A 12,532-nucleotide genomic window follows, 5' to 3' on the forward strand; every position below is an offset into this window, starting at 1 on the left:
ACTTCAAGTTGGGTGTTATATACAAGCTAAGTCTCAAAGGTAAGAATAAAGCGGGTTTTAGTTCTGTTAGCGTAGCCGATTCTGACTCCTTAATTCTGCTGTCTCAGAACTTTCTCTTTATAATGAACACTGAAATAAACTCCAGAATACCTGTTGCGTTAACCATTGCTGGTTCAGATAGCGGTGGTGGTGCAGGAATTCAAGCTGATTTACGCACCTTTGCTTTTCACTGTGTCCACGGTACTAGCGCTATAACCTGCGTCACGGCACAAAACACTCTAGGAGTGAAAAGGGTCGATGCTATGGCAACAGAGGCTGTTGTGGCGCAAATTCAGGCAGTAGTTGAGGATATTGGCGTACAATCTGCCAAAACCGGGATGTTACTCAATCAAGAAATTATTTTTGCTGTTGCCCAGCAGGTAGAAGCTTTAGAAATCGAGAATCTAGTTGTTGATCCAGTAATGGTGTCACGTACAGGGGCACAATTGATTGATGATGATGCTGTGAAGACTCTATCTCATACCCTGATTCCCAAGGCGGTTATCATCACGCCGAATCGCTACGAGGCCCAGATTTTGAGTGAGTTAGAAATTAATTCCGTAGAGGATATGCAAGCTGCTGCCGAAATTATTCACAAGACTTTACGGACGAAGGCTGTTTTAGTCAAGGGCGGCGGTATGCAGGGAGATTTGCGTGGCGTTGATATCTGGTTTGATGGGAACAAGTTGGAAATTTTGACTTGTCAGCAAGTAGAGACAAAAAATACTCACGGTACTGGTTGTACACTATCAGCTGCGATCGCTGCTAATCTGGCTAAGGGAAATGACTTGTGGTCGTCAGTGCAACAGGCTAAGGAGTATGTGACTACTGCACTCACTCACGCCCTAGATATTGGCAAAGGGCAAGGCCCTGTAGGACACTTCTTCCCATTGTTACGAAATTAACCTCGTATTCAGTTATCAAGAGGACTGAGAACTTGGGCAGGGAGCAGAGGAGAAGAGTTTTCCCCTCTGCCCCCGCACCCCGCCCCTCTGCCTCTTTCCAATGCCTCAATAACAAATCTTTGCCCTTTCGGAATTTTTCTATTATTCTTGGGCATAGTTTCAGGGTTGACTATCTCTGTTAGCATCTCTGTACGATCTACTTACCTTGATTTTTAATACCAAGCCACCGATGCGAACAACCATAGGTTCTGTTCACAGAAATTCGTCAACACCGACTACTCAAGCCTACCCTCCCTCTGTACCACTATCTGTATACAGAGAATTGTCAGCAGAGTTGCAAGCAGCACAGGCAAGGCTAAATGCACTCACTACCCAAAATCAGCAACTAACACAAGAAAATCAGCTATTACGCCAAGAAATTATTAAAGTTGTTGATTCTTTTTCTTATTTGCAAAATTTTGTGGATTCCCATGTTACGCCTAGCTATCAGCAAGCCACCCAAGCTTCTAGCGGTGTGAAAAGCGCTGTTAAAGTGCCAGTAACTCAAGTGCCTCCACGTCAGCAGGTTGCCCATCCGCGTCCACCTGTTGTCTCCAAAGCCCCACCCGAAAAAAGCCACCGCCAAAACTTTGCGACACCTGTAATGGAAATGAATTTCCCCATACAAGAACCAGTTTTTATAGAAGAGCAACAAGTAAGTTATTATTCCACTACTGAGTCAGATCCCAAGGGACTCAATGGCTGGTGGTTAATTATCACCATCTTGCTAATTATGCTTACTGCCTTTAGCGCTGGATATTTCGTTGTACGTCCTTTGTTTGAACATCAGAAACGTTAGTTGACACTCCCACAGTCAGCAGCAGGCTAACGAGCAATTTCTCTGCAATCACTCTCTAAATATCTGAAGATATCTGCTAAATAGCGGAATTTATCTATTTTTAGGTTATAAAAGCTACATAATATGCTAGCTTGACAGCAAATTCTTTATATTAGAACCTCAAAGATTATTTAATCAATAAATCCTTGCTGGTTCTCATGTCTCAAACATCAGGCAAAGAATCTACACTTTAAAAAAGTGGTAATTATTACATATCTTTTAGGAAAAGCACTGGTAGTTACAGCTTCAGACAAAGGATCTGGTTAGATATATAAACGAAGCTAGTAGAAGTCAGGAGTCAAGAAGATGAAAAAAGTAGAAGCTATTATCCGCCCATTTAAGCTAGATGAGGTAAAAATTGCCTTGGTTAACGCTGGTATTGTCGGTATGACTGTTTCTGAAGTTCGGGGGTTCGGACGGCAAAAAGGCCAAACTGAACGGTATCGCGGTTCTGAGTACACCGTTGAGTTTTTGCAAAAACTCAAAGTGGAAATCGTCGTTGACGACAATCAGGTTGATATGGTGGTAGACAAAATTATTGCTGCTGCCCGCACTGGTGAAATCGGCGATGGTAAAATTTTCATCTCGCCTGTTGAGCAAGTGATTCGGATTCGTACTGGCGAAAAGAACACAGAAGCAGTTTAAAAAAGTTAGGAGTTAAGAGTTAAAAGTTATGGGTTGTGAGTCAGGACTAAATGAATGAAGATTTAACAGAATTCATAAATCCTAACTCTTGTACAGACGCGATTAATCGCGTCTGTACTCTTAACTTTTGTACAGACGCGATTAATCGCGTCTCTTAATTCTCTCCAGCTGCGGCAGTAAAGCTGTAAAAGCCTTGCCTCGATGACTTATTGAACCCTTCAACTCTCGTGTCATCTCAGCAAAGGTCAATTGCAACTCTTGGACATAAAAAATTGGATCGTACCCGAAGCCACTATCACCACGGGGCGCGTGAAGAATTTCACCACGACAAATACCTTCAGATTCTAATACGATCGCACCATCAGGACGAGCGATCGCTACTGCACAAACAAATTGTGCTTGTCGATTTACCTCGTTGCCTAATTCTTTCAATAACCTAGCAATCCGTTCTGAGTCAGTTTTGGCGTAACGTGCAGAATAAACCCCTGGTGCGCCATTTAGAGCATCTACTTGCAAACCCGAATCATCAGCAATCGCCCAGTTCCCCGTAGCTTTAGCAATTTGTGATGCTTTCAAACAAGCATTAGCGGCAAAGGTTTCGCCCGTCTCTTCAATATCCAATTCTTCAGGTTTGAGGGTTAATTCCCAACCAGAATTTTTCAGGTAAGCTTGCATTTCTCGCAACTTACCTGGATTTCCTGTGGCTACTACAAGTAATTTGGTCATTGGTAATTAGTCATTGGTCATTAGTAATTAGTCATTGGTCATTTACTAAGGACAAAGGACAAATGACTAATGACTAATAATGAATTTTACCCCGCCCACTGTTTCGCCCAAGCAAGAGTTTGATGCACTTGCTCAATTGTCGAGGCTTCGCAGTAGAGCCGTAAAACTGGCTCAGTCCCGCTAAACCGAATCATTAACCAGCTTTGATCGGCGAGGCGATATTTGTAGCCGTCAATTGTTTGGCAATCAATTACTGCTAACCCTGCAATTTCTGTTAAGGGTTTGGTTTGCAGCTGTTGCAAAAGACGCGATCGCACTTCCATACTTGCTAAGGGTAAATCAATGCGATCGTAAGCTGAGGTAAACCCTGTTTGTTTTTGCAAGTAGCGATTATACTCGCCTAAATCCAAACCAGATTCTACGATCGCCTCTAGGACGTATAAAGCTGACAGCAGGGCATCGCGTTCGGGAATATGACTGCCATAGCCAATTCCTCCCGATTCTTCGCCACCTAGCAACACTTTTGCTACTAACATTCTGTCAGCGATGTATTTATAACCAACTGCTGTCTCAAAGACTGACAGGTTATGCAGTGCTGCTACAAGGGGCATCAAGTCGGAACCACTGACAGTTTTGACTATTTCACCACTAAAGTTGCGCCGCAGAGTTAGGTGGTCGATTAATATCGGTATTAATACTTGGGAACTTAGGAAGTTTGCTTCCCCATCTACTGCTGCAATGCGATCGCAGTCTCCATCAAATACCAACCCCACTGTTAAACCTGATTTATCGGTTTCTCGGTGAGTCTTGATGACTTCAAATAGCTTTGAAAGGTATTTAGGTAAGGGTTCCGGCGCACCGCCACCAAAAAGGGGGTCGCGTTGTGAGTTGATTTCTTTGACTTGATTGCCTAGTAGTCTCGCCAATCCGCCAGCCGCAGCGCCATGCATGACATCTGCAAATAACGTCAATTTGCCAGATGCGATCGCTTCTCGAAGTTTGGCGATATCAACTTTACGTTCTAGTGCTTGGGTATAACTGGGCCAAGGATCGAATTTCTCTTGCTTACCTGGGGTAGCTGCTAGAGGTACTCCCACTGACAACTGCTCTTCTATCTTTTTTGTGACTTCTGACGGTACCGATCCACCAAAATAACCCTTGACTTTTAAACCCAAATATTTACCAGGGTTGTGGCTGGCCGTAATTACCAGCGCCCCTAAAGCATTGAGTTCTTTTGCTGCCCAACTATAAGCTGGGGTTGGAGCATAGTCCTCGCTCAATAGCACATCAAATCCCACAGCACTGACAGTATCGGCGACAGCACGAGCAAAGTCTTCAGCCATGAATCGGCGATCGTAACCGACAATTATTGTCCGGCTACCCACCGTAGAAAAATACGTATCATATAATACTTTTGCGGCAACTGGCGCGACCAGGGCTAGACGTTCAAAGGTGAACTCGTCACCGATAACGCCCCGCCAGCCGTCTGTACCAAACTTAATTGAGTTAGTTACAACTGGCATCTAGGTATCCTAACTGTCTACTTGAGGATTTTAGCATTTATACAGTGTATAAAGTAAAAAAAGAATCTAGTAATATTATGTACTAATAATATTCAGCACAAAAGTGAGCAAATTTGTGCAATAGAGTGCATAGACTGATAGTGATTTGTCTTCAGCCAGCGCTTTTTGGCTCCCAAGTAAAATCTGCGTATCTGCGTGAGCTTGGTTATTTATGTATGGCTGAATTCTAATCGCTAAGTATTCCAGCATTGTCCAGATTTGGATGTATTAGCTGCTCTACCTCGGCAGCTTTTTCACTCAAATCAAGCTCTCTGTAAATTTGCAGACTTTCAGTTAAAAACTGTATAGCAGTTGCCTCAATATCTGATTGATGATGCTCAGAGCGGCTCAGGTAGATTTCGCCCAAGAGTTTACGAGATGAAGCTTCTAGTTTCCGGCGATTATATTCTTGAAAAACTTGGAGTGATTCTTGGGCTAGTTCTTCGGCTCGCTCAATATTTTTTAATACGCTGATTTCCAGATAAGCACGAGCGATATCAAGAGCTTCATCGGCTCGATTTAATGTTTGCCCAAGTTCGGCAAGATATGTTAAGCCAGTATTATAATATTCTTCAAATTGGGCAATTTCTTTTTGCAGTAATGAGTCGTCAAAAGATGATATGCGTATGCGTTCTGACCAAATTAAGCTAAAGATAATGTAGTCGTAAGCAAGATTTTCTTTATAGTCTCCTGTGCTATTTATTTGAATGGCTTGAAGGATATTTTGTTCAGCTTGCGCCAGTAATTCAAAAGCTACTGCTCTATCTGAGGTATTCTTTGCTAGCAAGCGTTGATTATCACCAATTGCTCTATGACATTTAGCTACATCCTGAGTTAAATCTAGTTGCTGGTACAAGTTGTAACTGTACTGAAAATACTCTAATGCCTGCTCATACTTATCCCAGACTCTATAAATGCGTCCTAGCCAATAATAAGCATTAGCTATTTCGGGTTGGTTATCTAGCGATTGATGTAGCAAAAGATATTGTTTTTGATATTCAACTGCCTGTTCATATTTACCCCAATTCAGGTAGCAATAAGCTAACCAGTCCCATTGATTAGCTACATTTTTGTCTTGACCCAATTGCTCATAGAGGTCGCGGCTTTGTTGGAAATAAGTGATCGCTTTTTCATATTTTCCCCAAGTTTGATAGATGCGACCTAATTGATGGTAAGTCACAGCTATCAATGATGTGTCATTTAATGTCTGACGTATGATCAAACATTGCTGTTGACACTCTAATGCCTGTTCATATTTGCCCCAGTTGCTATAACAATCAGCTAGCCAGTACCATAAGTTAGCGACATCCTTCTCTTTGCCCAATTGCTCATAGAGATCATAGCTTTGTTGAAAATAGGCGATCGCTTGTTCATATTTGCCCCAAGCTTGATGAATCGAGCCTAGTTGAAAGTAGGCACTAGCTATACCTGCTTGGTCTTCTAACTTTTGACGTTGTGCCAAGCACTTTTGCCCACACTCCAGTGCTTGTTCATATTTATCCCATTCTCGGTAGCATCCAGCCAAGTTGTACCACTGGCTAGCTACATTCTTCTCTAAACCTAATTGCTCATAGCGTTCACGGCTTTGTTGAAAGTAGGGGATCGCTTGTTCATATTTACCCCAAGCTTGATAAATTCGACCTAGTTGATTGTAGCCATCCGCTATATTTGTTTGGTCATCCAGTTGTTGACGGCTTGCTAAATCTTTGAGTTCATATTCGACTGCCTGCTGATATTTGCCCCAATCCCGATAGCAACTAGCCAGCCGATACCATAGATCAGCTACATTCTTTTCTTTACCCAATTGCTCATAGAGGTTACGGCTTTGTTGAAAATAGGCGATTGCTTGTTTGTATTTGCCCCAAGCTTGATGAATCGAGCCTAATTGAAAGTAGGCACTAGCTATATCTGGTTCGTCTTCTAACTTTTGATATTGTGCCAAGCACTTTTGCCCACACTCAAGTGCTTGCTCGTATTTTCCCCATTCTCGGTAGCACCTAGCTAAGTTGTAGCACTGATTAGCTACATCCTTCTCTTTGCCCAATTGCTCATAGAGGTCACGGCTTTGTTGGAAATAGGTGATCGCTTGTTCGTATTTGCCCCATACTTGATAGATACGTCCTAACTGATGATGAGCAAGAGCTATTCTTATTTGGTCATCTATCTGTTGGCGAATTGCCAAATCCTTTTGCTCACACTCTACGGCTTGCTGATATTTACCCCAATCACGATAGCAATCAGCTAGCCAATACAACTGGTTAGCCATATCTTTCTTTTTACCCAATTGTTCATAGAGGTCACGACTTTGTTGGAAGTAAACGATCGCTTGTTCATATTTTCCCCATGCTTGATAGATGTAGCCTAAGTGAAAATACGCCAAAGCCACTTGTGATTGGTCTTCTAACTTTTGGCAAATTTCTAAATCCTTGAGTTCGCAATGGAGTGCCTGTTCATATTTACCCCAATCGCGATAGCACCCAGCTAGGTTGTACCACTGATTAGCCACATCTTGCTCTTTGCCCAATTGCTTATAAAGGTCATGGCTTTCTTGGTGGTAGGCGATCGCTTGTTCATATTTGCCCCACTCTTGATAAGTTCTACCTATATTCCATAAATCACTTGCTTCATCTTCTGGCTTACGAAGCTCTCTGTCTATAGCTAACGCCTGCTGGAAGCATTCTAGTGACTGCTCGTATTTGGTGTGTAAGCGATGACAAATACCTCGATTTCTCCAAAACAACAGAAAAGCAGATGGATGAATATATAAAGCTAGTTTTTCAAAGCATTCCTGATAGTAGTCAATTGCTTTATCAAATTTATCTTGTTCCTGATAACAAGTTGCAATTGACCAAGCTATGTAAGCACTGTGCCTGAAATTTGGCTGAACATCGATTTTTTCTAATAGCTCAACAGCTTTTGTATATTTATCTGTACGAATATAAGATATTGCGGTGAGTAAGTTTAATGCCCTTTGAGAGTCCTGATCGCCAACATAATTTTCCACACTATTTTCTAAAGCAGGTGTCATTTCTTCACCTAGTTCTTTAACCAATTCTCTAAGACGACAAAATATATTAGGCTCTAGCTGATTAACAATATCAATGGTACAACTAACTAATCCTGCCCCTGCTTCACCACAAGCAACATAAAGAATAGCTGTCTGTGCTTTTACCCGTATTTCTTCAGCAAGTGTTGAGTCATTAGCAAATTCTTTCAGTCTTACCAGAACCTCACCTTTCTGGTTAAATAGTTCAATTTGGCGTAACAGCCTTAACAGTTGTTTAGTTGTATCATCCTCAAAATCTGTATCTAAAACAAGATAACTAATAACTAATTTTTGAATTAGCTTTTTGCGACGACTGCTATTTAGCTCAACTTGAGTTAAAACCTCACCAGCAAATAATAAATCTTTCAACCGTAATTCCGACTGCTTACAGTTAGTAGTTGATTCTTCTTGCAAATCTGACCAGATGATAATTGCATCCTGGGAAGATGCATTTTTTATTTTTAACTTACCACCTTTAATTACAGGTTCATAAGCCTCAAGGTTACTGAAAAGCTGCTCAACCAGCTTATTAGCCTGTTTCGGAGAATAAATTCCGTAATAGCCTAAAGCTAGTAGAATTGGCTCATTCCAACGCGGCTCATGCAAATGTTTACGGATAATTGCTAAAATATCGCTTACTTCATTGTCAGCAATATAACGTGCAGCAAAATACTCCTCAAACGTCAGGTGCATAAAGCCGTAGACTCCAGGCGCACGTTCCACAAATAGACCTGTGGTTTCCCGCACTTTTCGTAAAAACTCCTGCACGGCAAGCCGCACTGAGTCTGATTCTAGATTAGTATCATTTAGTTCTGCTAGTTTTGCTGCTAACTGTTGTTCAACTTCTTCCTCAGTGACTAAACCAGAGGGCTTCTCCTCATGCATCCAGTAAGCCAGTGGTGCTAAAAATGCCACTACTTCATTTTGGTTCAGCAGCACTTTCGGAGCATCTGGCAACTTCTTACCTAGCTGCCAATCTTCCGTCAAGGTTTGTACTGCCAATTCATAAAGTTTCACCCGACGGTTAGGTAGGCGTTCACCATTGCGGTGAATCAATGCCAAAATTGTCAACAGTAAAGGGTTCGCTGTCAAGCGCTTTACACCCTCATTGTCTTTAATTGCCTCTAAAATCTTCCTTGCTTGGTCATCTCCTGCTCTTTGCCATTGTGCCTCACTAGCTTCTGGCTGCTGCGCTCGTTCTATCGCCAAACACCAGCGTTCCAAGAATTTTTCTACCTGTTCGCTACCCATATCTTCAACAGTGAACTCAGCAAAACGGCTGCTCAGTTTCACATCGCGGTAGCCAGCTATGCGGCTGGTAATGACAAACTTATTATTAGAGAAAGCATTCACAAACTGATCAATTCTTTCCACAATCAGCCTGCGGCTTTCTTGTTCAAATACCTCATCTAGACCATCCAGCAGCATTAAGCACTGCCCTTGACGCATTTTTTCTAATAGTAGCGTCGCCATCTCAGTTCCCGCTTCTGCTTCATCTTGAAAGTAAGCTTCCCACTGGCGGTAGAATTGGCGCAGATAGTCCAGCAGTCTTAACTCTGGTTCTTGTTGCAGTCGTTCTGCATAATCGGCAATACGAAAGAAAATTGGCAACAGAGCTTTACCCAATTCTTCTTGGGGTTCACCACCTATTACTATTTCATTGCCATCACGTTTCGCTGTGGCAAAATGTAGCGCTAGATAACGCAGTAACGTTGTCTTTCCCGCACCTGGAGCGCCGAGAATCACACAGTATTGATTCTCCCGCACTGCATGAGATAAATCAATTCTCTGTGTTACTGTTTTGGTGCTAGTAGTGGGTATTGAACTTAGTAAAACTGGTTCGTAATAAGAAGGTTCGTCTAAATCGTAGGGACTAGAGATGTTCATGCTAAACCTATGTTCAGCTTTGCGAAATGTAGTCATCTCTTGGTCTAGTTTCGACGTTTCTGTAATCTGCTGTCGCCTTACTGCTTGCAGTGAAACATAAATTTGATCCAAAAAAATATCTACTTGGCGCTGGACTTGCATCACACCGCTAATTTTGAGATAGGAATTCTCAGCTATCAACCACTCCAGATAAGGATAAAACAGAGGATTTACAGGTGGACGTGCCTCAAATTTCACTAACTTACCTCGCCAATCCCAGAAATCAGGCGCACGGTTACGAAATTCTTCTAAAAATTCCTCTTTATTTAGCCAAAAAATTATGACTAATTCCCGACCAAATAGCGAATCTCTCCCTAAATTCAACTGCTTCATCTCTTGTTTTAGGCGTGATGTTGGCAGTTGGTCAATTCCAAACGCCATTATCAATTTGCGTTTAGTTTGAGGATTATGCAGCCCAGTTTCATCTAAACTGTAGAGAAAGTTATACAGTGAGTTATCACTATAAAAGAAGTTCTGAGGTTCCTGAAAAGTATGATCGCTATGAGATAAAAGTAACTTGATTTCCTCGACTACCGGATGCTGTGGCCCACTCTCCGGTGCAATAGCAAAAATTGTCGTTGTTCCACTAGATAGTTCTAAGAAACTAACTAGTTTATTTAGCTCTGTTGCGTCATTTGCACTTATAGATTCGTTAGAAGCCATTTTTATTGATGAATAACTGCTGATTGCAAGAGAAAAAAGCTATTTTTGGGGAGAGTTAGCAGCTTGCCAACGCTGTAAATCTTCTAATAGAATAGGGTTCACATCAAACCAGGATTTTTTACTGCCATTGTAATAACCTAATACAAATTTATTTTGCAAAAGCTCATCACAAATCACAAACTGACCTTTGTTAGGCAAACTATGGGTATTAGTAGTTAAACAACCTGTGCGGTGAACTTTATCTAGTTCAGGGAAATGGTAATCGCTTAAGTTGTATTCTCTACGAACTTCTTGCACAGCCTCTTTAGCAACATCTAAGTCTACATATATCAAATCTAGCCTTAAAGAAACTTCACAAGCTGTACGAGCTAGTCGCACCAAGTCACGCATCACACCGCCACTTTTTTCCATAATTAGTTCTAGGGCATCTGGATTAAATAAACCCTTATAAGCAACACCCAAACTTGCTAAACGCTTATTAATTACACTATTCAGAATGTCTCTACCAACTTGATTAGGGATTGTAGTAGGACATAAATTTTCATCGCACTCAAATACTGGTGGATTAGTTAAATCTAAACATTTTTGAAAGCTTTCCATTGGTTGACGAAAACTCGGAGAATACCTGAGTGAAATCGGGATCGCATATATAATATGGCAACTTAGCTGAGTCAGCAATGGACTAGCGAACATTTCCAAAGCTGTAACTTGATCGTGTCGGTCAAGACCATCTACAATCACCAGTAACTTCTGCTTATTTCTTTTTTCGGCAGCTTCTATGATGGCGTTAACTCGCTCAATGATTTTACTAAGCTGCGGACGAATATTGTAAGTTTTAGTAACTTTTCGAGTTACACCTTGCTTAAGAATTACACCTAGTTTTTTGATAATTTCTGGAACTTCAAGACCAGTGTTTTCAGCGTCTTCATCTTGATAAACTACAGTTTTTAAACTTTCGAGTAAATCATTTAATAAATCGTCTTTTAAACCCCATTCTTGTTGAATAACTTTTTCAAAAATTTTAATTCCAATTAGTACTACAACCTCAGCATAGCCGATGTTATATTGTTCTAGAGCAGTGACAGTATCAATCCAAATTACTGTATACTTGCTGTTCAGATTTTGTTCTAATCGCCGCAATTCTGTGGTTTTGCCACCACCTCTGTGACCTGCTAATAAAAATTTAGCTGGGTCGTCTTCCATATCCAAAAAAGTGATTAAATTCTCTACAGGACTATTAGCTCGCTGGACATAAAAATTTTTCAGGTCTTCAGCTGTAGTCAGTGGTTCCTCTGGCTTAAAAAGCTGGTAAGCAGGCTTCCAAAAACTGGTATTACTCATGGTAAGAAATCTTAGTTTATCTCAGTATAACTGGGTAATTTCCCTCTGTAGATTGCTAGAAGTGAAAAACTTTATACCGTAGTCCTAAACAAGACTTTATCTTACTTTGATCGCAGATAAATTCTTGGTGTGCGATCGCTTGTTTATATAACTTGATTAGCTGTGTAGATTTATAGACAAAAAGTTGCTTACCATTCGTCTAGCGGCTCGTTGCCAAATATTGTATATGCACAAATATACAAACATTAATAATCCTTAATAGTTAATACTATTAAGGATTGTTAATATGAGCAAAAACTGCTCACAAACCTGATTTTTCCTTAAAAATCATCGAGAAACTGACTAAGGCGACTGATTACGGGGTCAACCTCTTGAGGAGGGGTAGCAACAGTATAAGAAGTATTATTTACTACTTCTAATTGAGTTGGAGACGGAACGAACGAGCGATCGTTGACTATGAGCGCTAGTTGTGCAACTTGTTGAGAAAGTTGCAGTAGATGATGTTCCATCGCCTCCAAACGATTAGATCCCTTGGCAAAAAAGCGTTCCTCAAGTCCAGCCACTTGACGTTGCAGTTCACCGATTTGTTGTTCAACCGGTGTTGTTGCTGCTGTTTGTGGAGCAGGTTGTACAGATTCCGGTACACATAAAGATTGCCACAAGGCTTCTTTACAGAGGTCGCTGAAAGTCTTGTCTGGTTGTTTTTCCAAATAACTTTCTACTTGCGCTAACAAGCTTTCATCAGCAAGCTCTGGGTTGAACGTGACGGATTTAACTACCTTTTTTGACCATTGGAACATCA

8 protein-coding genes are annotated in these 12,532 nt (G+C 41.2%); 3 read left to right on the forward strand and 5 right to left on the reverse strand.

All coding sequences use genetic code 11. The features are described 5' to 3' along the window. Nucleotides 1–122 precede the first annotated feature (122 nt). The 3 genes from thiD (at nt 123) to NPUN_RS22560 (ending at nt 2,466) form a co-directional block, all read left to right on the forward strand. Complete coding sequence (thiD, locus tag NPUN_RS22550) at nt 123–944, forward strand: bifunctional hydroxymethylpyrimidine kinase/phosphomethylpyrimidine kinase (protein WP_012410792.1); 822 nt, start codon at nt 123–125, stop codon at nt 942–944. Between the two features lie 229 nt (nt 945–1,173). After that, nucleotides 1,174–1,782, forward strand: coding sequence for a cell division protein ZapB (locus tag NPUN_RS22555; RefSeq protein WP_012410793.1), 609 nt, complete (start codon nt 1,174–1,176; stop codon nt 1,780–1,782). A 345-nt stretch (nt 1,783–2,127) separates the two neighbouring features. Further along, nucleotides 2,128–2,466 carry a P-II family nitrogen regulator gene (locus NPUN_RS22560; protein ID WP_012410794.1) on the forward strand — a complete coding sequence of 113 codons (339 nt, stop codon included), beginning with the start codon at nt 2,128–2,130 and terminating at the stop codon, nt 2,464–2,466. 141 nt (nt 2,467–2,607) lie between these two features. On the opposite strand, the gene rdgB is transcribed toward NPUN_RS22560, so the two are convergent. The 5 genes from rdgB to fcmC all read right to left on the reverse strand — a co-directional run bounded on the left by rdgB (nt 2,608) and on the right by fcmC (nt 12,530). Beyond that, entirely contained in the window at nt 2,608–3,192 is a 585-nt protein-coding gene (rdgB, locus tag NPUN_RS22565; protein WP_012410795.1) for an RdgB/HAM1 family non-canonical purine NTP pyrophosphatase, read from the reverse strand. A gap of 86 nt (nt 3,193–3,278) precedes the next feature. Further along, nucleotides 3,279–4,715: a phosphoglucomutase/phosphomannomutase family protein gene (locus NPUN_RS22570; protein ID WP_012410796.1), complete on the reverse strand. Its 1,437-nt coding sequence runs from the start codon at nt 4,713–4,715 to the stop codon at nt 3,279–3,281. A 226-nt stretch (nt 4,716–4,941) separates the two neighbouring features. Continuing rightward, nucleotides 4,942–10,389 (reverse strand): tetratricopeptide repeat protein, encoded by a 5,448-nt coding sequence (locus NPUN_RS22575; RefSeq protein WP_012410797.1) that lies wholly within the window; start codon nt 10,387–10,389, stop codon nt 4,942–4,944. A 39-nt stretch (nt 10,390–10,428) separates the two neighbouring features. After that, the gene (locus NPUN_RS22580; protein ID WP_012410798.1) at nt 10,429–11,730 is read right to left on the reverse strand and encodes a P-loop NTPase fold protein; all 1,302 of its coding nucleotides are present in this window, start codon (nt 11,728–11,730) and stop codon (nt 10,429–10,431) included. 320 nt (nt 11,731–12,050) lie between these two features. Further along, a complete protein-coding gene (gene fcmC / locus NPUN_RS22585) occupies nt 12,051–12,530 on the reverse strand; it encodes a filament morphology membrane protein FcmC (RefSeq protein ID WP_012410799.1) in 480 nt (159 codons plus the stop codon). Nucleotides 12,531–12,532 lie beyond the last annotated feature (2 nt).

The sequence above is a fragment of the Nostoc punctiforme PCC 73102 genome (assembly GCF_000020025.1).
GTDB lineage: Bacteria > Cyanobacteriota > Cyanobacteriia > Cyanobacteriales > Nostocaceae > Nostoc > Nostoc punctiforme.